General features: G+C 67.8%; 18 protein-coding genes. 4 read left to right on the forward strand and 14 right to left on the reverse strand.

Annotation, left to right across the window (positions count from 1 at the left end; genetic code table 11):
• Nucleotides 1-267: 267 nt before the first annotated feature.
• Together QMX82_RS19545 and QMX82_RS19550 are read left to right on the forward strand one after the other, a co-directional pair.
• Nucleotides 268-2,079, forward strand: a complete 1,812-nt coding sequence (locus QMX82_RS19545; RefSeq protein ID WP_208694249.1) for an ABC transporter ATP-binding protein — start codon at nt 268-270, stop codon at nt 2,077-2,079.
• Between the two features lie 65 nt (nt 2,080-2,144).
• A complete protein-coding gene (locus QMX82_RS19550) occupies nt 2,145-2,297 on the forward strand; it encodes a hypothetical protein (RefSeq protein WP_007162537.1) in 153 nt (50 codons plus the stop codon).
• Between the two features lie 526 nt (nt 2,298-2,823).
• Here the strand turns inward: QMX82_RS19550 and treA are convergent.
• The 3 genes from treA to QMX82_RS19565 all read right to left on the reverse strand — a co-directional run bounded on the left by treA (nt 2,824) and on the right by QMX82_RS19565 (nt 10,032).
• A complete protein-coding gene (gene treA, locus QMX82_RS19555; protein ID WP_282286700.1) occupies nt 2,824-4,467 on the reverse strand; it encodes an alpha,alpha-trehalase TreA in 1,644 nt (547 codons plus the stop codon).
• 99 nt (nt 4,468-4,566) lie between these two features.
• The gene (locus QMX82_RS19560) at nt 4,567-6,480 is read right to left on the reverse strand and encodes a hybrid sensor histidine kinase/response regulator (RefSeq protein WP_208694247.1); all 1,914 of its coding nucleotides are present in this window, start codon (nt 6,478-6,480) and stop codon (nt 4,567-4,569) included.
• A gap of 126 nt (nt 6,481-6,606) precedes the next feature.
• Complete coding sequence (locus QMX82_RS19565) at nt 6,607-10,032, reverse strand: AAA family ATPase (protein WP_282286702.1); 3,426 nt, start codon at nt 10,030-10,032, stop codon at nt 6,607-6,609.
• Between the two features lie 171 nt (nt 10,033-10,203).
• Here QMX82_RS19565 and QMX82_RS19570 point away from each other — a divergent pair, with 171 nt between their 5' ends.
• Nucleotides 10,204-10,341: a hypothetical protein gene (locus QMX82_RS19570; protein ID WP_158895263.1), complete on the forward strand. Its 138-nt coding sequence runs from the start codon at nt 10,204-10,206 to the stop codon at nt 10,339-10,341.
• 42 nt (nt 10,342-10,383) lie between these two features.
• Here the strand turns inward: QMX82_RS19570 and QMX82_RS19575 are convergent, their stop codons facing one another.
• The 9 genes from QMX82_RS19575 to QMX82_RS19615 all read right to left on the reverse strand — a co-directional run bounded on the left by QMX82_RS19575 (nt 10,384) and on the right by QMX82_RS19615 (nt 20,596).
• On the reverse strand, nt 10,384-11,559 hold the full coding sequence (locus tag QMX82_RS19575) for a zinc-dependent alcohol dehydrogenase (RefSeq protein ID WP_282286704.1): 1,176 nt from the start codon (nt 11,557-11,559) through the stop codon (nt 10,384-10,386).
• The gene (locus QMX82_RS19580) at nt 11,559-12,398 is read right to left on the reverse strand and encodes an SRPBCC family protein (RefSeq protein WP_282286706.1); all 840 of its coding nucleotides are present in this window, start codon (nt 12,396-12,398) and stop codon (nt 11,559-11,561) included. Before QMX82_RS19580 ends, QMX82_RS19575 begins: the two co-directional genes overlap by 1 nt.
• 100 nt (nt 12,399-12,498) lie before the next feature.
• A complete protein-coding gene (gene sbcD / locus QMX82_RS19585) occupies nt 12,499-13,704 on the reverse strand; it encodes an exonuclease subunit SbcD (RefSeq protein WP_282286737.1) in 1,206 nt (401 codons plus the stop codon).
• A 183-nt stretch (nt 13,705-13,887) separates the two neighbouring features.
• The gene (locus QMX82_RS19590; RefSeq protein WP_282286708.1) at nt 13,888-14,973 is read right to left on the reverse strand and encodes a sn-glycerol-3-phosphate import ATP-binding protein UgpC; all 1,086 of its coding nucleotides are present in this window, start codon (nt 14,971-14,973) and stop codon (nt 13,888-13,890) included.
• 2 nt (nt 14,974-14,975) lie between these two features.
• Nucleotides 14,976-15,821: a sn-glycerol-3-phosphate ABC transporter permease UgpE gene (gene ugpE / locus QMX82_RS19595; protein ID WP_208694242.1), complete on the reverse strand. Its 846-nt coding sequence runs from the start codon at nt 15,819-15,821 to the stop codon at nt 14,976-14,978.
• Nucleotides 15,818-16,705 (reverse strand): sn-glycerol-3-phosphate ABC transporter permease UgpA, encoded by an 888-nt coding sequence (gene ugpA, locus QMX82_RS19600; RefSeq protein WP_208694241.1) that lies wholly within the window; start codon nt 16,703-16,705, stop codon nt 15,818-15,820. The genes ugpE and ugpA overlap by 4 nt, the downstream gene beginning before the upstream one ends.
• Nucleotides 16,706-16,780: 75 nt before the next feature.
• Complete coding sequence (ugpB, locus tag QMX82_RS19605; RefSeq protein ID WP_208694240.1) at nt 16,781-18,097, reverse strand: sn-glycerol-3-phosphate ABC transporter substrate-binding protein UgpB; 1,317 nt, start codon at nt 18,095-18,097, stop codon at nt 16,781-16,783.
• A 216-nt stretch (nt 18,098-18,313) separates the two neighbouring features.
• Nucleotides 18,314-19,504, reverse strand: a complete 1,191-nt coding sequence (locus QMX82_RS19610) for an MFS transporter (RefSeq protein ID WP_208694239.1) — start codon at nt 19,502-19,504, stop codon at nt 18,314-18,316.
• Between the two features lie 231 nt (nt 19,505-19,735).
• Entirely contained in the window at nt 19,736-20,596 is an 861-nt protein-coding gene (locus QMX82_RS19615; RefSeq protein ID WP_158895281.1) for a LysR family transcriptional regulator, read from the reverse strand.
• A 97-nt stretch (nt 20,597-20,693) separates the two neighbouring features.
• On the opposite strand from QMX82_RS19615, the gene QMX82_RS19620 reads away from it, so the two are divergent.
• Nucleotides 20,694-21,599, forward strand: coding sequence for a DMT family transporter (locus QMX82_RS19620; protein ID WP_282286718.1), 906 nt, complete (start codon nt 20,694-20,696; stop codon nt 21,597-21,599).
• Nucleotides 21,600-21,672: 73 nt separating this feature from the next.
• On the opposite strand, the gene QMX82_RS19625 is transcribed toward QMX82_RS19620, so the two are convergent.
• The gene (locus tag QMX82_RS19625) at nt 21,673-21,828 is read right to left on the reverse strand and encodes a hypothetical protein (RefSeq protein WP_177411496.1); all 156 of its coding nucleotides are present in this window, start codon (nt 21,826-21,828) and stop codon (nt 21,673-21,675) included.
• 155 nt (nt 21,829-21,983) lie between these two features.
• Nucleotides 21,984-23,027, reverse strand: a complete 1,044-nt coding sequence (locus QMX82_RS19630) for a GlxA family transcriptional regulator (protein ID WP_263259713.1) — start codon at nt 23,025-23,027, stop codon at nt 21,984-21,986.
• Between the last annotated feature and the right edge of the window lie 130 nt (nt 23,028-23,157).

Genomic DNA, 23,157 nt, shown 5'->3' on the forward strand with positions numbered 1-23,157 from the left:
CGACCTCGAATCGCGCCCAACAAAAAACCCGCCGAAGCGGGTTCTTTGTTGCGACCATCCCAACATCCTGTCAGGCGCCATCCTGGCCTGGTCTTCATCCGTGACCTCAGAGCTGCGCATCCTGCGCTGCTGATAGGTGTAGATTACGCAAGCCAACGGGGTAGCAATATGGCCAGGTGACACCAGTCTTTGTAAGCCTTTCGCCATAGTCTGGGGAACATGGCGACCGCCGCCTCGACTAATGCTGACCCTCGCCGAAGATCCGCCATGGCCCTCTCGACTTCCTTCGCTATCGTGCAACAGCAGATGCGCCGCGCTGCCGGCCTGGTCTGGAGCACCTCTCCCGCGCTGCTGATCGGCCTGGTTCTGGCCACCCTGGTCGCCGGCCTGCTGCCGGCACTGGCCGCCTGGCTGGGGCAGCGCATCGTCGATGCCGTGGTGGCGGCCATGCGGCTGCATGCCGACCAGGGCCAGGCGCCGCTGTGGCCGGTGCTGAAGTTCGTGCTGGCCGAAGCCGGGGTGCTGGCCGCCTTGGCAGGGGCTCAGCGGCTGCTGTCGGTGCAGCAATCGCTGCTGCGGGTACGCCTCGGGCAGACCGTGAATCTGCTGATCCTGGAAAAGGCCCAGACCCTGTCCCTGGCGCAATTCGAGGACGCCGACTTCTACGACAAGCTGGTGCGAGCTCGGCGCGAGGCCTCCATCCGGCCCCTGGCACTGGTGACCAAGTCCCTGACCCTGTTGCAGAACCTGATCTCGCTGGTCAGCTTCGCCGTGCTGCTGGTGCATTTCTCGCCCTGGGCGCTGCTGCTGCTGGTGGTGGGCGCCCTGCCGGTGTTCCTGGCCGAGGCGCGCTTTTCCGGCGACGCCTTTCGCCTGTTCAGTCGCCGTGCGCCCGAGACCCGTCGCCAGACCTACCTGGAGACGCTGCTTTCCCACGAGGCGTACATCAAGGAGGTCAAGCTGTTCGGCCTGGCGCCGCTGCTGCTGGAGCGCTATCGCACGACCTTCACCAAACTCTATGCCGAAGACCGCCGCCTGACCCTGAGACGCGATGGCTGGGGTTTCGTCTTCGGCCTGCTGGGCACCCTCGCCTTCTACGCCGCCTATGCCTGGGTGGTGCTCGATACCGTGCGCGGGCGTCTGAGCCTGGGCCAGATGACCCTCTATCTCACCCTGTTCCGCCAGGGTCAGGCCGCGGTCAGCGCCAGCCTGACAGCCCTGGGTGGGCTTTACGAAGACAGCCTCTACCTGAGCAATCTCTACGACTACCTGGGCCAGCCGACCAGCGCCGAGGTTGGCAGCCTCACCGCCGGCAGTCAGCCCGGCGATGGCCTGAGATTCGAAGGAGTCGGCTTCACCTATCCGGGCGCGACCACGCCGACGCTCAAGGCCATCAGCTTTCACCTGGCACCGGGCCAGAGCCTGGCCCTGGTGGGCGCCAACGGCTCGGGCAAGACCACCCTGATCAAGCTGCTGACCCGCCTGCATGCGCCTACCCAGGGACGCATCCTGCTCGATGGCAGCGATCTGCAGGAGTGGCAGCCGGCCGCCCTGCACAGGCGCATTGGGGTCATCTTCCAGGACTTCATCCGCTACCAGCTCACCGCTGGCGAAAATCTGGGGGTCGGCGACACCACGGCCTTCAACGACGAGGCGCGCTGGCGCAAGGCGGCCGAGCAGGGCCTGGCCGACGAAGTCATCGCCGGTCTGCGCGAAGGCTACGAGACCCAGCTCGGACGCTGGTTCATGGGCGGTCAGGAGTTGTCCGGCGGGCAGTGGCAGAAGATTGCCCTGTCACGCGCCTATATGCGCGAAGACGCCGACATCCTGGTGCTGGACGAACCCACCGCCGCGCTGGACGCCGCCGCCGAGGCGGTGATCTTCGAGCGCTTTCGCGCCCAGGCGCAGCAGCGCATGACCCTGCTGATCTCGCACCGTTTCTCCAGCGTGCGCAATGCCGATCAGATCCTGGTGCTGGAAGGCGGCGAGATCCACGAGCGAGGAGCTCACGAGCAGCTACTGGCCAAAGGCGGTCGCTATGCCCAGCTGTTCGATCTGCAGGCGCGAGGCTATCGCTGATCGCCGGTGGCGAACTTCGCGTGGAGGGCCCTGCCCAACGCTTAACAACCACTCACGGAGGCCGCATGAACGATCAGATCAAGGAAAACCCCGACGACCTGGACATCGATCCGGACATCGCGCCCGATCCCGAAGAGCCCGTGGGCGAGGATCCGGATGACAAGCCGGTCGAGGAACGCCTGCCGCAGAAGAATCCGCGCAATCCGGAGTACAGCTGATGAACGCCATCCTGCCGTTGCCCGAGGACGAAGATCCGGAGGGGCTGCATCCAGCGGAGTTGCCTGCCGACGAGGACGATGCGCCACCGGTGGATCCGCTGTGACGCTTGGAGCCAGTATCCGGATGGATCTGGCGTAGGGCTTGCCCTCACCCCAGCCCTCTCCCAAAAGGAGAGGGGGAAAAGTAGGTGATGAACGCCATCCTGCCGTTGCCCGAGGACGAAGATCCGGAGGGGCTGCATCCGGCGGAGTTGCCTGCCGACGAGGACGATGCGCCGCCAGTGGATCCGCTGTGACGCCTGGAGTCAGTATCCGGATGGATCTGGCGTAGGGCTTGCCCTCACCCCAGCCCTCTCCCAAAGGGAGAGGGGAAAAGGTAGGTCGGAGGTTGGGCTAAGCGCAGCGACGCCCAACGGGCAGGTCTTTACTGCAGGGTTGTTGGGCTTCGACGATGGCGCTGTCTCAGCTCAACCTACGGGTTTCACACCACGGAAAAGGTCCGCCATGGCGGACCTTTTCTTTGGCCTTATTTCACGCCGGGTTGCGCTTTGTAGAGTTCGAGCAGCTTGAGCGTGACGCCATTGGTCCAGCCAAAGCCGTCCTGCAGCTCGTACTCGCCGCCGCCGCCACCCTGGCCGCCGGTGAGGTCGTATTTCTCCACCAGCTTCTGCTCACGGGCGTAGAGGTTTTGCACCTGGGTCAGGAAGCGGGTGCCGATGTCGGCGGCCAGCTTGTCCTGCTGGTAGCGACGCAGGCCATCCACGGCGACCCATTGCAGGGGCGCCCAGCCGTTGGGCTCGTCCCACTGCTGGCCGGTCTTGACCGTGGTGGTGGCGATGCCACCCGGACGCAGCAGCTGGTTGGCCACGGTCGCGGCGGTCTGGTCGGCGCTACTCTGGCTGGCAAGACCGACGAACAGCGGGAACAGGGTGGCGGCGGAAACCTTGTCGGTACGGCGCTTGGCCTGCCAGTCGAAGTCGGTGTAGTAACCGGCCGGATTCCACAGGTAGCGGTCGATGGCCTGCTGGCGGGTCTTGGCCTTCTGGCTGTAGGCCTGGACGCAACTGGCCTCGCCGGTCTTCTCGCAGGCCTTGGCGATGGTCTGTTCCAGGTGATAGAGCAGGCTGTTCAGGTCCACCGGAGCGATGGCGGTGGTGCGGATGGTCGCCAGGGTCTTGCCGTCGCCCAGCCAGCGCGAGGAAAAGTCCCAGCCACTCTCGGCCCCGGCGCGCAGGTCGCGATAGACCTCGCCGGCCGGTCGGCCCTTGGCCTGGGCGGCGGTGGCCAGATCTTCCAGATAGGACTCCTGGCGCGGGGTATCACGGGCGTCCCAGTAGCGATTGAGCAGGGTGCCGTCGGCCAGCCTGACCACATGGGCATTGGCCTGGCCCGCCTGCAGGCCTTCGGCCCCGGCCATCCAGTAGGCGTATTCCTTCTGCAGTTGCGGCAGGTAGCGGCGGTAGGCGGAGTCGCCTTCCAGGCTGGCCTGCAGATCGACCATGTAGGCAAAGAACGGCGGCTGCGAGCGACTCAGGTAGTAGCTGCGGTTGCCGTTGGGGATGTGGCCGTAGACGTCGATTTCATGGGCGAAGTTGTCCACCATGTCGCGGACCAGGTCGGTGCGCCCGTCCTTGGCCAGTCCCAGCATGGTGAAGTAGGAATCCCAGTAGTAGACCTCGCGGAAGCGTCCACCCGGCACCACATAGGGCTTGGGCAGCGGCAGCAGGCTGCTGTAGGCCGGCACCTCTTCGTAGTGGCGGGTCAGCACCGGCCAGAGGTCCTTGACGTGGGTCGGCAGGTCGGCCCCCGCCTTGGGCGGTGCAACCTTGATCGGATCGGATTCTTCGAAGTTGGCGCTGACAAAGGCCTTGAGGTCGAAGCCCGGCTTGTCGCGCTGGGCCAGGTAGTCCTGGCGGATGTCGGCCGGATTGCGCATGGGCAGGGCATCGACGAAATGCTTCTGGTCGCTGAACAGCTTGCCCTGCTGAACGGCGGCGAACAGCTCGGGATAGGCTTGGTCCGGCGGCACGGCGCGGGCGTTGCTGGCGTCGCGCCAACTCCAGGTCGGGGTTTCCGGCTTGCTGCCCTCATGGGCGCAGGCGGCGAGAAAGGCGATGGACAGGGACAGGACGAGCATCCGCGCGGGTGGCGCAGGTGGCAGGCGTTTCATGAAGCGCTCCTTTTCTTGTCGACACGACAGCAGCCGCAACGGACGTTGCGACACGAAAGGATCGACCCTGGAGCGCCGCGACAGTTCGCCGCAACCGGCTCAGCCGCCCGGACGCAGACGCCTTACACAGCGCGCCAGCTCTTCCAGGCCGAAGGGTTTGCCGATGAGTTCGACGCCCTCTTCCGCCAGCTCCGGCAGGGACGCCGGGTCCGCCTGACCGGACAGATAGAGCACCGGCAGCCCGGGGCTGGTGGCCCGCGCCTGCTCGGCCAGTTGCCGGCCATCCAGCCCGGAGAGGCCGAGACTGGTCACCAGCAGATCGATGCGCAGGCTGCCCGAGGCGATGAGGGCCACGGCGGTGGCGCTGTCGGCCACCGCCAGCGGCGTGTAACCCAGCTCCGCCAGCACCTCGCCGATGATGACGCGGACTTCGCGCTCTTCTTCGACGATCAGCGCGCAGTCACCGGAGACCTCCGGCAGGACCGGCCCTTCGGCTTCGCTGGGCGCGGGTTCCACCGCGGGCTGAACCAGCAGCCGCGGTAAATAGAGGCTGATGCAGGTGCCCTCGCCCACCACCGAATGGATCTCCACCTGGCCACCGGATTGACGGACGAAGCCATAGATCATCGACAGCCCGAGTCCGGTGCCGCGCCCGCTGGGCTTGGTAGTGAAGAAGGGTTCGCAGGCGCGCTTGAGGGTATCGGCGTCCATGCCGGTGCCGGTATCGCAGACCTGAATACGGACGAAATCACCGGCCACCGTCTCGATCGGCAGGCCGATGCTGAGCGGTCCGCTGACATTGTCCACGCGGATGCTCAGGTTGCCGCCCTCGGGCATGGCATCGCGGGCGTTGATGGCCAGGTTGAGGATGGCGTTTTCCAGCTGATGCGGATCGCAGTGCAGCAGCCAGAGGTCGGCGTCGAGCTGGACGTCCTTGCGGATCTTCTTGCCCAGGCTGTGACGCAGCAATTCGTGCATGCCCTGCACCAGCTGGCCGGCATCCACCGGCCGGGGTTCGAGTACCTGACGGCGGGCAAAGGCCAGCAGGCGCTGGGTCAGGGCCGCGGCGTTCTCGGCCGAGCGGGTGGCGGTATCCAGGTAGCGCTCCAGCTCCTGGATGCGCCCCTGCTGCACCCGGCGACGCATCAGGTCGAGCGAGCCGACGATGCCGGTCAGCAGGTTGTTGAAGTCGTGGGCGATGCCGCCGGTGAGTTGGCCGATGGCCTCCATCTTCTGCGCCTGGCGCAGCTCCTCTTCCAGGGCCATCAGCTCCTGGCTGCGTATCTCGATGCGTTCTTCGAGGTTGCGATTGAGTTCGTCCAGAGCCTCGCGGGTATGGACGGCTTCGCTGACGTCGCGGGAAATGGAGAGGAATCTCAGGGGCTGGCCGTCATCGCCCAGGATCGGCGTGACCACCACGTCCCACCAGCGCCGGGTGCCCTTCGCCGTGGGCGCCAGCCCGGTGAAGCGCCCGATGCCGCCCTGCCGCGCCGCCTCGATGGCGGCGGTCACCTCATGGCGCTGCCCTTCGGGCCAGAGTTCGGCCCAGGGACGGCCCTGGAAGGGAATGAAATCGTCGATCTCCATGACCACCAGGCCGCCCGGATTCATGTACTCCAGACGCCCTTCCAGATCGATCAGCTTGATGCAGTCGACGCTGCAGACCATGACGCTGCGCTTGAAGGCCTCGCCCTGCCAGAGTTCGGCTTCATGGCGGCGCTGCGCGGTGACGTCGAGCAACACGCCACCGGCCCCGCGGCGCTGGAATTGCAGGCAGCGCAACTGGCCATCGGTGCCCTGGCGCCAGGCCTCCCAGATCTGTCCCGCGGCGGGCAGCAGTCCCTCGGGTGGCGTGCTGCGACTCTGCAGCCCGCTGAGCAACTCGGCGGGCGAAAGGCCCCGGGCCAGCGCCTCGGCGTCCCGTTCCAGCATGGCCGCACAGGCGGCATCCGCGCGCCATTCGGCGCGGCTGGGATCGTATTCGAACAGGCCGACGGCAAGGAATTGGGACATGGTGGGTAGGTGGCCGGTAGGAGAAGGAGATGTCATAGCGCCAGCAGAGACGGCGAACCTGTCTACGTTAACAGTTTCATCGTTTCGCTTCGCGCTGGGCTTCGACCACTGCACCGGAAAAATTACTCACTCGGTCGCGTTTTTCTCCACGGCATAGCGCCGTTCCAGACCGCTGTGGCCCAGACCCACCCCCTTGCGCACCCTGAGCTGCACCGGGATGCGCTCCTTGAGCGCCTCCACGTGGCTGATGATGCCGATGGTCTTGCCACCGGCATTGAGCTGGTCGAGGGCATCCAGGGCGACCTCCAGGGTCTCCCCATCGAGGGTGCCGAAGCCTTCGTCGAGAAACAGCGAATCGATGCCGGTGCGCTGGCTGACCAAGTCCGACAGGGCCAGCGCCAGAGCCAGGCTGACCAGGAAGCTCTCGCCACCGGAGAGGGTGCGGATGTCGCGCAGGGCATCGGCCTGCCAGGTGTCGAGGATCTGCAATTCCAGCTCCGCCGCCTGGCGACGGATCAGGCGATAGCGGCCATGCAGGCGCATGAGCTGACCATTGGCCAGGTGCACCAGGTGATCCAGGGTCAGGCCCTGGGCGAACTTGCGGAACTTGGCGCCATCGGCCGAGCCGATCAGGCCGTTGAGGTGCTGCCAGAGGTCGTGATCGCGCTCCTGGGCAGCGATCTCGCCAAGCAGGGCCTGCAGGCCGTCGCGGCGGCGCTCGTCTTCGCGCAGGGCGGCGTTGAGCTCGCCCTGACGCTGGCCCAGGACGCGCAATTCAGCACCGGCGGCGGCCAGTTCGGCATCCAGCTCGGCGGCGCTGCGCTCGGTCTGCGGCTCGGCGTTCAGGATTGCCAGGCGCTCCTGCGCCGCACCGGCCAGGGCGCGCGCCTCGGTCAGGCCGGTCTCGAGACGGGTGCGCTCCAGCGTCAGAGCGCTGTGCTCGTGGTCGTCCAGTTGCGCGGCGCGCCAGGCCTCGGCGTCGGCGAAGGCGCTGGCGGCCAGCGCCGTCTGCCACCGGGCGCCGGCTTCGCTGGCCAGCCGTACCTCGCCCGCCAGCCGCTCGTGCAGCGCCTGGTGGCTGCCCTGCAGCGCCGCACCCTGCTCACGGCAGTCCTCCCAGGTCGCGGTCGCCTCGGCGAGCACGGCCGCAGCGGCCTCCGGCGCTACCGGGACGGCGGCGACCTCGCCGGCGCGCTGGCGCCAGGTCTCGACCAGCGGCGCGAGGGTGGCCAGGCGCTGGGCAATGTCCTTCAGGTGCTGCTGCAATTCCTGCGCTCGCTGACGATCGGTCTGCCAGCGGCGCCACTCCTGCTCGCGCAGCGTCAGCCATTCGCCGGCACGACTGGGCACCTCATGTCCCCAGCGCGCCAGCTCCGCGCCCAACTGGCGCTCTGCCGTGGCCTGTTGCGCCTCGGCCTCCCGCTGTTCCCTGGCACCCTCCGCCAGACTTTGCTGCGCTCGCTCCCAGGCCGCCTCGGCCAGCGCCTGGCGCTGTTCGGCATCGGCCTGTTGACGCGCCAGGCGCTGGGCTTCGTTGCGGCCTTCCTCGCCTTGCTGACGCAGGCCATCCAGGGTGGCGAGCACCTGCTGGATGCGCGCCAGCTCCTGGTCCTGACGGCGGCGCAATTCGGCCACCGCGCCAGGCACCTCAGGATCGGCACCCAGGGCCGTGCAACGCTGACGCCAGAGTTCGCCCAGTTGCTCCAGCTGCTGACTAGCCTCGGTCTGCTGTTCGGTGGCCTGATCCAGTTGCGCCTTGAGCGCGGCCAGGGCTTCGCTGAGCTCCTTGCCCTCCTGGGTCAGGCGCTCCAGTTCGGTCTTAGCGTCCTGCAGGGCGGTCTGGGTGGCGGAGACGTCCAGCGCGGCATAGTCGGCCACCGCGGGGTGATCACGGGAACCGCACAGCGGACAGGGTTCGTCGGGCTGCAATTCGGCGCGCTGGGCCTCCAGACTGCGGATGACCCTTTCCTGTTCGAGCAGCTTCTCGCGCTCGCGCACCTGCTGGGCCACCTCGCGATAGCGCCCGCGCAGGGCGTCCAGGCGCACCTGGTGATCGCCATGCTGGCGCTGACGCTCACCCTGGCTGCGGGCCAGACGCTCCACCTGAGTCTGCAGCTGGCGCCGGCGCTCGACCAGCTGATCCAGCTGATCCACCTCGTTGACCCGGCCCAGCGTGGCCTGCCAGAGGGCACGCCACGCCTTTTCGTCGCGGCCGTCCAGCGCGGCCTGCCAGCGTTCGCGCTGGGCCTGCTCCGTCGCCTGGGCCTGGGCGGCCTGCTCGCGTGCCCGCGTCACCGCCTCCTGCTGGGCTTCGCGCTCCTCGGCCAGCAGCTGCAGCTGCCGGGTCTGCTCCTCCTGGCGGCGCGTCAGGCGCGCCAGGGCCTCGGCTCTTTCGTCGCGCAGGGCCAGCTGGCTGCGCCAGTCGCCCAGGCGTTCGCCAAGTTCGGCATGACTACTGCGCTCGGCCAGGCTCAGCTCTAGATGCTGCTGTTCGTCCAGCGCCTGCGCCTGCTCCGCCTCGGCCTGGCGCAGTTGTTCGCCACTGGCTCCCAGGGCCTGGGCCAGGGCGGCGTCGCGGCGACTGGCCAAGGTCTGGATCCGCTGATCGAGCTGTGCCAGTTCGTCCCGGCTGCGCTGTTCACGTGCCGCGGCCTCGCGCCAGGCCTGCTCGACGGGCAGCAACCGGGCCGCCGGTTCGGCCGCCGCCAGCCGCTGACGTTGCGGCTCGGCGGCCTCCCAGGCCTGCTGCGCCGCGGCCAGGCGCGCCTGGGCCTGCTGCTCGTCCGCCGCCGCCTGCTCCACGGCGGACAGCCACTGGCGCTGGGCCTGCCAGGTCTTGAGGTCTGCGCCCAGTCGCTCTTCGCGCTGCGCCAGGCCGCTGCCCTCGGCGGCCAGCGCCTGGCGGCGTTCGGCGTCCAGCACCTCGACCCCGGCGACGCGCTGGCGCAGGCCCTCCAGGACGCCCTTGGCCTCCCGCGCGCGCTCGAACACCCGCTGGGAGATCTGCCCGTACACGGCGGTGCCGGTCAGCTCTTCCAGCAGTTCGGCACGCTGGCTGGCACTGGCTTCCAGGAAGGCGGCGAAGCCCCCCTGGGCCAGCAGCATGGAGCGGGTGAAGCGCTCGAAGTCGAGGCCGGTGAGTTCCTCGGTAAGTCTGAGCTTGTCGCCGGTCTTTTCGGCGAGAATGCTGCCGTCGAGCCTGGCCAGTTCCACCTTGGGTGGCTGCAGGGCGCCATCGGCGCGGTCGCGGGCGCGTCGCTGGCTCCAGAAGGCTCGATAGCGCTCGCCACGCACGGCGAATTCCACCTCGGCGAGGCAGTCGCCGGTGTGGCGGGTCATGAGTTCGTTGCTCTCCCCACCCACCTTGCTCATGCGCGGCGTGCGGTGATAGAGCGCCAGGCAGATGGCGTCCAGCAGGGTGGTCTTGCCCGCCCCGGTCGGTCCGGTGATGGCGAACAGGCCACTGCTGGCGAAGGGTTCGGCGGTGAAGTCGATCTTCCACTCACCCTTGAGGGAATTGAGGTTCTTCAGGCGCAGGGTGAGGATCTTCATCGGGCTTTTCCAGGACGACTCGGCGAACCGCCAATTCTGGCATTGTTGGGCCCGCTCGCCCATGCCAACCGACCACTCGACCTATGGTCGTGCCCACCGCTGAACTTGCTTCGCCCCCCGCTCTCAACTGCAAGGTATCGCTCTGCAATCACGTTTCCCGGAGGATCCGTCGTGCGCTCGCCCCTCTCTCCCTTCGATTTCCTCGGCATGCCCCTGCTGGTCGGTGTGGGCACCCTGGCGCTGGTCAGCTGCAGTGGCGGCCACAAGGTCGCCGCGCTGTGGCAGCCGCTGGCGACCTGGCTGGTCTAGCGGATAAAGAGCCCGCCGATCCTGGGATCGCCGGGCTGCCCCTCACGGCATGAACACCGCCCTCATGCAGTTCTTGTCCTTGGACTTGAACAGCTCGTAGCCGTAGGGCGACTCTTCCAGGCTCATCGGATGGGTGAGCAGGTAAGACGGATCCAGCTCGCCCTTCTGGATGTGTTCGAACAGCCGCTCCACATAGCGCTGCCCCGGCTGCTGGCCCGATCTCAGGGTCAGGGCCTTGTTGACGATGGCGCCCATGGGAAACTTGTCGATCACCCCGCCATAGACGCCGATCACCGACACCGTACCGCCCTTGCGACAGGCACGGATGGCCTGGCGCAGCGCCGATCCGCGCTCGGTATGCAGGCGCAGCAGCTGCTTGGTCTTGTCGTAGGCATAGTCGACCTGGGTACCGTGGGCCTCCATGCCGACGCAATCGATGCAGCGATCCGGGCCACGGCCACCGGTCAGCTCCAGCAGCGCCTCATGGATGTTGGTGGTCTCGTAATCGAGGACGATGGCGCCGGCCTTCTCGGCCGCCAGCTGCAGGCGATCGCTGAAGCGATCGATGGCGATCACCCGCTCGGCGCCCAGCAGGTAGGCGCTGCGAATGGCCATCTGGCCAACGCCGCCACACCCCCAGACCGCCACGGTATCGCCAGGCTGGATGTCGGCGATGTCGGCAGCGTAGTAGCCGGTGGGCACGGCATCGGACACGAACACCGCCTGGGCATCGCTGACGCCGTCAGGCACCTTGAACAGATTGACGTCGGCATAGGGCACCCGCACGTAGGTGGCGTGGCTGCCGGCATAGCCGCCGAAGGCATGGCTGTAGCCGAAGATGCCGGAACAGGGCTGCCCATAGGCCAGCTCGGTCATCTCGGGCTTGGGGTTGCTGTTGTCGCAGCAGTTGTAATCCTCGCGCTGGCAGTGCTCGCAGTCACCGCAACCGATGATGGAGACGGTCACCACCCGGTCGCTAACGGCCAGGCCCTGGTTACGCAGGCTGCTGCCCAGTTCGACGATCTCGCCGAGGAATTCATGGCCGATGATGTCGCCAGGCTTCATCGCCGGGACGTAGCCGCCCAGCAGGTGCAGGTCCGAACCGCACACCGAGGACATGATGATGCGCACGATGGCGTCGCGCGGATTGAGGATCTCCGGGTCCGGGACGGTTTCCACCTGCAGACGATTGGGGGCTTGCCAGGTCAGGGCACGCATTATTCGGACCTCGCCTGAGTGCCCAGGCCGGCATTGATGTCGGCCTGGGGTTCGTCGGCCGGGCGGGTCACTGGCGGATGAGGCGGCGCCAGCGGGCGACCACTGCGGGCGACCTCGGGGGTGGCGATCTCGCCGGTCTCCAATTGCTGCTTGAGCCGCCGCAGGCCGAGATTGACCGCCTTGCCGGTAAAGCGGCTGATGCCTTCGGTAACGGCATGGCCGAGCAGGCCGGCCGGGGCCTCGCAGGCCAGCACGGCCTGGACCAGGGTGCCGCGGCCCTGGGGCGCATCGCTGAAGGTCAGACTGGCCTTATGCGCCATGAAGGTGCCGGGCACGGTGCTCCACAGCAGGAATTCGTTCTCGCGGCGCTCGCTCTGCTCCAGGGTCCAGCTCAGGGTGCGCCCCAGGGGACCGGAGGCATGCCAGTGGCTGTCGCCATCGGCGCCCAGCTCGATGCGATCGACGAAGGGCAGCAGCTCGCGCAGGTGCTGCAGGTCAGTGCAGTAGGCGAACACCTCGTCGCGTGGCTTGGCGATGGTCACGCTGCGCTGGATGGCGGTGGGATTGCGCCAGCCCCAGCGCTGGGCCAGGGCCTGTTCGAAGGGCGATGGCTGCAGCGCGGCCTTGAATTCGCAGCGCTGGCGTACCCCGCGGCTGAGGGCCATGGCGCCCAGCGCCAGTCTCAGGCAGCCGGTGAGGCCACCGCTGCGCAGACCACCAAGGATCAGCAGACCACCGCCAAGCAGGGACACCAGGCGTTCGGTGCCCTGGACATTGGGCAGCTGGTCGTCGGAACGTTCGTGACGCGTGGCGGCGAGGGGTTGCGACAGGTCGTGCATGGGGTCTTCTCCGATATGGGCTACATAGAGAGGGTGACCCCGGCGCAGCGGGCCTTGTTCCGGAGGAGAAATATCGTCCGATGGACGCGTTTCGTTGCGATCAGGCAGGCAACTCGCCGAGAACCTCGCGGTAAAGGCCTTCCAGGCGGGTACGCAGGTCGTCGTCCAGGGTCTCTTCGGCCAGGCGCTGGCTGAAGACGTCCAGCGGGCTGAGCTCTTCCAACGTTTCGCGCCGGGTACCCTGCAGGGTGGGCGCGATGGCGCTGCGCGCGCGCCTGACCCGCAGCACCTCCAGCGGCAACTCGGCCACCAGCGCGGAGATGCGCGGCTGCAGATCGGCCAGGTAGTCGTCACCGGCCACCACCACCTCGGCCCACACCGGGCACTCGGGGCGGCCATCGGCCGCCGCCTCGATCAGGGCGGCGCCCAGGGTGTCGAGAGTACCCTGCACCACGGCCAGCGGCTGGAAACAGGGCACCGCCACGGGCGTCACCCGCTCCAGGGTCGCGCCGAACTCCACCAGCAGGACTTCCTTGGCGCGTTCCTCATCGAAACTCAGGCACAGCGGCGAGCCGCTGTAGCGCACCTGCTCCAGGCCGCCGACCCGCTGGGGGCGATGGATATGACCGAGGGCGATGTAGTCCGCCGGCGGAAAGGCGCTGGTGGGAAAGGCGTCGAGGCTGCCGACGTAGATCTCCCGCACCGACTCGCTGGTGCTGGCGCCCACGGTGGTCAGGTGGCCGGTGGCGATGATCGGCAGCGCCATACCCAGTTCGACGCGGCGTGCCTCGGCCAGGGCGTACAAGTCGGCATAGTGCCCCTGGATGGCCTGTTGCAGCGCCTGGCGCTTTTCCTCGGCGCTCTGCCCGGCCTGGCTCTGCACCACATCCCGCGGACGGACGAAGGGAATGCCGCAGAGCAGCGCGCCGATCTCGCCATCGCGGCGGCGCAATTCCAGCAGCTGGTCGGCTGGCGTCGCACTGACGCAGGGGATCACCCGGGTGTCCAGGCAGGCCAGCAACTCGCGGGATTCCGCCAGCACCGCGGCGGAATCATGGTTGCCGCCGAGCACCACCAGGCTGGCGCCGGTGCCGCGCAGGGCGACGATGAAGCCGTTGTACAGCTCGCGGGCATAGCTTGGCGGCGTGGCGGTGTCGAAGATGTCCCCCGCCACCAGCACCACGTCCACCGCCTGCTCCGCCACCTGGTCGACCAGCCAGCCGAGAAAGGCGCGATGCTCGGCCTCGCGGGTGCGCCCGAGGAAATGCTGCCCCAGGTGCCAGTCGGAGGTATGCAGCAGGCGCAGACCGCTGGCAGGCGCGGCCTTGCGGGCGCGTCTGGGCTTGGGTTTTTCCGCGGGGGCAGCGGCGGGCAGATCGAACAGCGGGAGGTTTTCCATGGGTATCGGCGGTCAGCGCGGCAAAGGGCGCAGTATCCTCTCCGGGGCGCCTGAGGGAAACCGCCCCGCGCTCTGACCGGACCGGCGTGCCTAGCGCCGGGGATCGAGGCGCTGACCGGAGGCGGCATCGAACAGGTGCAGGTGCTCCTCCGCCGCGCGCAGCTGCAGGACGTGGCCCGGCGCCGGCCGCTGTTGATGGGGCAGGCGCACCACCAGCGCCTGCTCGCCCCAGCGCCCATGGGCCAGGTTGTCGGCGCCGAGGATCTCCAGGGTGCGGACCACCAGGGGCAGGCCCTGCTCCGAAACGCCGCAGGGCTGCAGATGCTCGGGCCGGATGCCCAGGCAGACCGGATGTCCGGCCAGATGACGATAGCCCGGCCCCAGCGGCAGGCGCAGACCGCCCGGCACTTCGCAGTGGCTGCCAGCGGCGTCGACCTGGCCGTCCAGCAGATTCATCGCCGGACTGCCGATGAAGCTGGCGACGAAGCGCGTGGCCGGACGTTCATAGACCTCCACCGGGGTGCCGAGCTGCTCGACCACCCCCGCCTGCAGCACCACCACCCGCTGAGCCAGGGTCATGGCCTCCACCTGGTCATGGGTGACATAGAGGCTGGTGGTATTGAGCCGCTGGTGCAGCTGCTGCAACTCCAGGCGCATCTGCACCCGCAGCTTGGCGTCCAGATTGGACAGCGGCTCGTCGAACAGGAACACCGCCGGATCACGCACCAGGGCGCGGCCCATGGCCACCCGCTGGCGCTGGCCGCCGGACAGCTCTCGCGGCCGCCGTTCGAGCAGGCCATCGAGTTCCAGGATGCGCGCCGCCTCCTTGACCCGGGTGGCGATCTCGGCACGGCCGAGACCGGCGATCTTGAGGCCCCAGGCCAGATTCTCAGCCACGCTCATGTGCGGATAGAGGGCGTAGTTCTGGAACACCATGGCGATGCCGCGCGCCTTGGGCTCCAGCGCGGTGACGTCCCGGCCACCGATATGGATGCTGCCGGCGCTGACCCGCTCCAGCCCGGCCACCAGCCGCAGCAGGGTGGACTTGCCGCAGCCCGAAGGCCCCACCAGCACGATGAATTCACCATCCGCCACCTGCAGATCGAGGGGCTGGATGACCTGGGTCTTGCCACCGTTCCAGCGCTTGGAGACGGCCCTGAGTTCGAGGTTTGCCATGGTTACTTTTCGCTATCCACCAGACCGCGCACGAAGGCGCGTTGCATGACCATTACCACCGCCACCGGCGGGATCAGGGTGAGCAGCATGGCTGCCATCACCTGGTTCCATTGCGGCACCCGCTCGCCGAGCGAGAGCATGCCGCGAATGCCCGCCACGGCCGTGCCGAGGTCGGGGTTGCTGACGATCAGCAGCGGCCAGAGGTACTGGTTCCAGCCGTAGATGAAGGTGATGACGAACAGCGCCGCCAGGTTGGTCCGCGACAGCGGCAGGACGATGTCGCGGAAGAAGCGCAGCGGCGAGGCGCCATCGATGCGCGCCGCTTCGAGCAATTCCTCGGGCAGCGTCAGAAAGAACTGGCGGAACAGGAAGGTGGCGGTGGCCGAGGCCATCAGCGGCAGGGTCAGGCCGGCGTAGCTGTCCAGCATTCCCAGGTGGCCGATGGTGTCCACGGTGGGAAAGATGCGCACCTCCACCGGCAGCATCAGGGTGATGAAGATCAGCCAGAAGGCCAGGGTGCGCAGCGGAAAGCGGAACCAGACGATGGCGAAGGCCGAGAGCATGGAGACCGACAGCTTGCCCAGGGTGATGCCCAGCGCCATCAGGAAGCTGTTGAGCAGCAGCAGCCAGAAGGGTGCGGTGCTGTTGCTCACGCCCTGGGTCCAGATCAGGCTGAGGTTGTCCCAGAGATGGCGCCCCGGGATCAGACTCATGGGCGTGGCAAACACCGCCCGGTCGTCGAGGGTGGCGGCCACGAAGGCCACATAGAGCGGAAAGAGGATGACGCCGATGCCCAGTACCAGCATCAGGTGGCACAGCAGCGTCAGCCCGCGACGATTCTCGATCATTGATAGCGCACCCGGCGTTCGACGTAGCGGAATTGCACCACCGTGAGCACGATGACCAGCAGCATCAGCACCACCGACTGGGTGGCGGAGGCGGCGAGATCGAGTCCGGTGAAGCCCTCGCGATAGATCTTGTAGATCAGGGTGGTGGTGGCCTGCACCGGTCCGCCGCCGGTGGCCGCGTCGATCACCGGAAAGGTGTCGAAGAAGGCGTAGACCAGATTGACCACCAGCAGGAAGAAGCTGACCGGCGCGATCAGCGGCAGCGACAGCTGCAGGAAGCGGCGCAGCGGCCCGGCGCCGTCGATGGCGGCAGCTTCCAGCAGCGAGCGCGGGATGGATTGCAGCGCGGCGAAAAAGAACAGGAAGTTGTAGCTGATCTGCTTCCACACCGAAGCGAGCACCACCAGGAACAGCGCCTGACCGGCGTTCTGGGCGTGGTTCCAGTGATAGCCGTAGCGCTCCAGCAACAGGGTGAGCAGACCGAGACCGGGGTTGAACAGAAAGATCCACAACACCGCGGCGATGGCCGGGGCCACCGCATAGGGCAGCAGCAGCAGGGTCTGGTAGATCCGGCTGCCACGCACCACCAGATCGACCAGGGCCGCCAGGACCAGGGACACCAGCAGGCCGCAGCCGGTTACCAGGGCGCTGAAGGTCAGGGTGGTCCAGAAGGAGGCCAGATACAGCGGGTCCTGGAACAGCTGACGGAAGTTGTCGAGGCCGACGAACTGGCTGGACAGGCCGAAGGGATCGACGCTCTGCAACGAGTACCAGAGCGTCTTGCCGGCGGGCCAGAGAAAGAACACGGCGGTGATCGCCAGCTGCGGCGCGAGCAGCGCATAGGGCAGCCAGCCGGAAGGAAAGACCTGACGGGATGTGGACATGGGCGCACGCATCATCGCGAAAAGAGGAGCGGCGCCGGCAGTCGTCGGCAGGCGCCGCCAGGGCGGACCCCAGACTTACTGGGTGGATTTCTCGAAGCGGCGCAACAGCACGTTGCCGCGCTGCACGGCGGTATCCAGGGCCTGTTGCGGGGCCTGCTTGCCGGTCCAGACGCTTTCCAGCTCTTCATCGATCACCGCGCGGATCTGCGGCATGTTGCCCAGGCGCAGGCCCTTGGTGAAGGCCAGTGGCGGCTTGTTCAGCATCTGCCGGGTGGCGATGTCCGCCCCCGGATTCTTGCTGTAGAAGCCCTGCTCGCGGGTCAGGTCGTAGGCCGCCTTGGTGATCGGCAGGTAGCCGGTCTGCTGGTGCCATTCGGCGGCGATCTCCGGCTGCGCCAGGAAGGCGAGGAATTCGGCCACGCCGCGCTTCACCGCGGCATCCTGGCCCTTGAACACCCAGAGGCTGGCGCCGCCGATGATGGCGTTCTGGGGAGCGCCCTTGAGGTCGCCGTCGTAGGGCATCATGGCCACGCCGAAGTCGAACTTGGCGTAGTGGCGGATGTTGGCCAGCGAGCCGGACGAGGTGGTCAGCATGGCGCAGTCGCCGTTGTAGAACTTCTCCGTGGGTTCGTCCTTGCGGCCGACGTAGGTGAAGTCACCGCGCTTGCCCATCTCCTGCAACAGGGCGATGTGCTTGACCTGCGGCGCCTGGTTGAAGTCCAGCACGGCATCGGTCCCCAGGTAGCCGTTGTCCCGGCTGGCGAAGGGCAGGCCGTTCCAGGCGCTGAAGTTTTCCAGCTGCACCCAGCTCTGCCAGCCGCTGGTGTAGCCGCACTTGAGACCGGCGGCGCGCAGCTTGGCGCTGTCCTCGGCCAGGTCCTTCCAGGTCTTGGGCGGCGCTTCCGGATCGAGGCCAGCCTGCTTGAAGGCGGCCTTGTTGTAGTAGAGCACCGGGGTGGAACTGTTGAAGGGCATGGACAGCAGTTGACCGGTCTTGGCGTCGCTGTAGTAGCTGGCGACGGTGGGTACGAAGCCCGCTTCATCCAGCTTCAGGCCCGCGTCCTTGAACACCTGGTAGACCGGCTCGATGGCCCGGGAGGCCATCATGGTCGCGGTGCCCACCTCGTAGACCTGCAGAATGGCCGGCGGCTTGCCGGTCCGGAAGGCCGCGATGCCAGCCGCCAGATTCTGCTCGTAGTCGCCCTTGTACACCGGCTGTACCTGGAACTCGGGGTGCGCCTGGTTGAAGCGCTGGGCCAGGGAATCGACCTCCTTGCCAAGCTCCGCATCCATTGAATGCCAGAAGGGAATGGGCGTCGCCGCCCACACTGGGCCGCCACTCACCAGCCCGAGTACCAATCCCAACGTCATACCGCGAAGCGAAGCCTGCATGTCTGTGCCGCCCTTATCGATAGCCTGAGGATCGAAGGCGCGAAATCGCGCTTTCCTGTTCGAAAGGCAACATGCCAGGCAGAGATGACAGTCAGGCTACAGTGAAGACAGCTGGTACGATCCTGCCGAAAATACCGTCGTAGAGCCTTTCGCGGGCGAAACCCCTGGCAGCGCGGCGGCAGCCTGGCGCGGCCAGGTCGCCACAGCTGCCAGGCGCTAGCAGCGACTCGCGGGCGGCGGCGCCAGGGTCAGCCGCTGCACCAGGCTGGGCACCAGGCTCAGCACGCCCAGCAGCGCCATTCCCAGGCCGACCCACAGCGGCGCGCGCAGGCCCTGGCCGGCATCGATGGCCGCGCCGCCGGCCCAGGCACCCACTGCCAGGCCTGCGGTGATCACCGAGGTATGCAGGGTGTTGACCAGGGGCCCTGGGGTGGCCGCGGCCATGACCCGGGCGACCATGGCCGGGTTAAGCGCCACCCCGGTCAGGCCGATCAGCGCCAGGGCCAGGAGGCTGGCCGCGGCACTGTCGGCGCAGCTGACGAACAGGGCGAAGCCCAGCGCCAGCACCGCCAGCCCGACGCCCTGCACCTTGAGGGTGTAGCGATCGGCCAGGCGGCCCACCAGCAGATTGCCCAGCACGTTGGCGAGGCCGTAACCCATCAGCAACCAGGGAATGGTGGTGGACGCGAAACCCGTGACCTGGATGAGGATGGGCGAGAAGTAGCTGAAACCGGCGAAGGTCGCGCCGATGATCAGGCCACTGGTGAGGTAGGCCGCCCAGAGTCGGGCGCTGACCAGGGTCCGCAGTTCACCGCCCAACTGCCCGGCCGCGCGCCCCGGCGTGCGCGGCACGCACAGGCCGACCAGCAGGGTGCAGCAGGCCGCCAGCAGGGCGACCGCCCAGAAGCTGGCGCGCCAGCCGGCCAGTTGCTCGATCAGTACCGTACCCGGCACCCCGAACACCGGCGCCAGCATGAGACCGGACAGGATCAGCGAGGCGGCCCGGCCGCGGCGATCCGGCGTGACCAGGTTGGCGCCCAGGGTCAGGCACAGGCCGATGCTGGCGGAGCTGGCGATGCCCATGAGCACCCGCCCCGCCGCCATCACCGGATAGCTGGCCGCCAGCGCGGCGACCACGGCGCCCACCAGATAGAGCGTCAGCAGCCACAGCAGCGCCGATTTTTCCGCCAAGCGCAGGGCCAGCAGCAACAGGGTCAGGGGCGGGCCGCCCAGGGCCATGCCCAGGGCATACCAGGAGATCAGATAGCCGATCTGGCCAATGGAGACGCCGAGATCGGCGGCCAGCGCCGGCATCATGCCGGCCACCATGAATTCGGCGGTGGTCAGCGCGAAGATGGTCAGGGCCAGCAGATAGATGAGACGGGGGATGGCGGGTGGGGCATTCATGACAGCGGGATATTCCAGAACAAGCGGACAGGAGCGGCGGTAGCGGGCCGGATGCTGGGGCCGACCCTGGGTATCGCGGGAGGCGACAGCTCAGGCGGTCGCAGAGCGTCCGAGTGGTCTCGGGAGGTGTCCGTTCCAGGCGGAACGACGAATCGACAGGCGGCAGGTCGCACGCCAGGGTCGGCACCTTAGTGGCTGCGCGGTCGCCCGGTCAAACCTCGCGCCGCCTGGCTAGAGGCGAAAATCCTCGGCGATCAGCCCGGCCAGAGAGGCGCAGGCGGGGCTGCGCTCGCCGGGCGGCGAGGCCAGCCGCAGCTCGTGCACCGGCAGTTGCGCAAAGCCCTCCTCTGGCGTCAGTTCGCGCATTGGCGGGGTCATGCGCGCCCGGTCGGTGATGGCCACGGCCTGGCCCAGTTCGACCGCCGCTTCCAGTGCCGAAGAGGCGGCGCTGGTCACCACCGCATGCCAGCGCCGGCCCTGGCGGATCAGCAGGTCGATGCCCAGTTCGCGATAGCTGCAGCCCTCGCCGTGCAGCGCCAGGGGCACGCTGGCGTCCGGGCTCAGTTGCAGCCCGGGACCGGCGACCCACACCGGCTGGGTATGGCCGAACCTCTGGCCGTCCGCCCGATCGGTGCGGGGCGGCCCTACCAGCAGCGCCAGGTCCAGCAGTCCCTGGCCGAGCCAGCGCCGGAGCTGGCTGCTGTTGCCGGTCAGCACCTGCAGGACGATCCCGGGATGCTCGCCCTGCAAGCGCGGCAGCACAGCCTTGAGCAGGCGCGCGGCATAGTCTTCGGCCACGCCCAGGCGCACCTCGCCCACCACCGGCTGGCCGGTGAGACCGGCGAGGATGCGGTCATGGGCCTGTAGCAGGTCGGCGGTCTCCAGCAGCACGCGGCGCCCGAGTGGGGTCAGGGTCACCGCCTGATTATCACGCTCGAACAGCCGGCCGCCGGTCTGCTCCTCCAGTCGGCGGATCTGGCTGCTCACCGCCGAAGGACTGCGATTGAGCTGCAGAGAGGCGGCGCGAAACTGCCCCAGCCGCACGATGGTGTGGAAGGTACGCAGGACGTCGATATCGAGAGGTGCGGGCATGATGCGCTTTTATCGAACCATAGCTACCAATAATGTCGTTTGAGTGTATTACCACCCTGGGCCAGGCTCAAGGCATCCCGTCATCTGGAGCCCGGCCATGCCTGCCATCCTGTCTTCCCCGCTGCTGCGCCAACTCGCCCTGGTGCTGTGCTGGAGCGCCGGTTTCGTCGGTTATCGCTACGCCGCGGACCAGGCCCCTACCTTGCTGGTGACCTTCTGGCGCCTGCTGCTGGCCGCCGTGCTGCTGCTGCCCTTCGCCTGGGCCGAGGTGCGGCGATTGCCGTTGAAGATCGTCGGCCAGCAGGCAGGCATCGGCGTGCTGGCCTTCGCCGGAGCGGCAGGGCCGGCGGCCAAGGCCATCGAACTGGGCGTCTCACCCGGGCTGGCGGCGCTGCTGTCGGATCTGTCGCCGCTGCTGGTGGCCCTGGGTTGCTGCCTGCTGCCGGGCCAGCGCACCAACGGGCGCCAGTGGCTCGGCCTGGGCCTGGGCCTGACGGGCGTCCTGCTGGCCACCGGCGCGGGCGTGGGACTGGGCGTGGCCCCCGGCTGGGCCTACGCCCTGCCGCTGGGCAGCGCCCTAGCCCTGGCGCTGGCGACCCTGGTACAGAGTCGCCTGCCGCCGAGCCGACTGGCACTGCGGACGCAACTGTTCATCCAGCTGGCGGCCAGCAGTCTGGTGATGCTGGGGGTGGCCGGGGTGGAAGGTCCGCTGATCCCACCGCTGACCCTCGGCTTCGCCCTGGCGGTGCTCTGGCTGCTGATCCCGACCCTGCTCGGCTTCGGTCTCTACTGGCTGTGCCTGCGTCAGGGCAGCCCTCAGGCGGTGAGTGGCGCGCTCTACCTGAGTCCGCCAGTGGCGCTGCTGTGGGCCTGGGCCTGTTTCGACGAGCCGCTGGCGCCGGGCATGCTGCTCGGCCTGCTGTTCGCCCTGGCGGGCTTGCTGTGCCTGAATGCGGCGGAGCGAACCCGGCAGCCGGAGCCGACGCTGGCGCCGGGCAGCTGACTCTGGCGGGAAGGTGCGATGCCGACGGTCGTCAGCAGCGGAAGGCCTCGCGTGCTGCGAGGCTGGCAGAGGGTCAGGCCTTGTCGTCGACCTGCTCGTCGTGATCCTTGAGCGCGGGTTTCTTGCCCGGTTGCGGCGCGTGCTCGGCATCGGGTGCGATGTCTTCGCCCTGATGCTTCTTTTCCTGCTGCACTTTCTTGTCGTGGGCGACGTTACGTGGGTCAGTCATGGGACATCCTCGCTCGGTAGGTCATCAGATTACCCGTCGCCGCGTCACGCAAGCCGTGTAGCGCCGGGATAAGGCTTCGAGCGGGACGGCGGGCAGCCGTTCCTGTGCGCCGACGAAACGTTCTGGAGCGCGGCCTCTGCCCTTTACCCCGAGGCTCAGTACTTCAACCGCCGCTCCTTGGACGGCGGATAGCCGAAGTAGGCCGAATATCTCTTGCTGAAGTGGGTGACCGAGGTGAAGCCGCAGGCGACCGCCACCTCCAGTACCGACAGAGTGGAATGCTGCAGCAGGCGGCGGCCCTCGGTGATGCGCAATTCCAGGTAATAACGCATGGGCGCGGTATCGAGCTGTTCGCGAAACAGCCGCTCGACCTGGCGCCGCGAGCGGCCGGCGTAATCGCACAGCTGCTCGATGGTGAGGGGCTCCTCGATGTTGGCCTCCATCAGGGTCACCACCTCGCGCAGCGGCGGGGTCATCTGCACCTTGAGCGTCGGATTGACCTGGCGAAAGCGCGATTCCTCGAAGGCCAGGATGTTGACCAGGCCATCGGCCAGGGCGCTGCCGCACTGGGCACCGATCCATTCGAGGAAGAGGTGGAAGGCGCCGCTGGGACTGGCCGCGGTGAGGCGATCGCGATCCAGCACATGGCTTTCCGCCGAGGTCTTGCAACCGCGCACCCGTTCGCTGAAGGCGCTGCGCTGTTCGGGATGGATGGCGCAGCGATAGCCGTCCAGCATCCCGGCCTGGCCCAGTTGCCAGGCGCCGTTCCACAGGCCGCAGAGGGTCACCTGTTGCTTGGCCGCGCGCAGCAGCAGCGCCTTGAGCCGCGGGTCCAGCTCCAGCGGCGTCCGCAGGCCACCACAGACCACCAGCAGATCGAAGCGGGCGCTCTCCGCGGCGCGGTAGTCGCCGTCCGGACGGATGACGATGCCGAGGTCACTGAGCACCTCGGCGCCGGTCGGGCTATAGGTCCGGGTGGCGAAGGTCCCGGCGGCCAGCAGGTTGGCGGTGACCAGGGTATCCAGCGCCTGGGTGAAGGACGGCAGGGAAAAGTGGTCGAGCAGGATGAAGCCGACCAGCCGGGAAAACTCCGGCCGCGGCCGCGTCGACTGCAACTGCAGGTAGTTCTTGCCCTGGATACCGCTGCCAAAGGTTCTCGAATCGATCACGCTGCGCTGCCTTCTCCGACCTTGGGCCATGCTAGCCGAAGCTCGGCCCGGCATTGATCGGACTGCGACAGTCGCGCACCGACGACCGCCATCCCACCTGGCGCCCCTGGCCTGCTAAGCTTCGCGGCTTTTTTGGCGCTGCCCGCGCCGACGGCCGCGG

It is taken from the genome of Pseudomonas sp. PS02302 (assembly GCF_029959585.1).
GTDB classification, from domain to species: Bacteria; Pseudomonadota; Gammaproteobacteria; order Pseudomonadales; family Pseudomonadaceae; genus Chryseomonas; species Chryseomonas aestiva.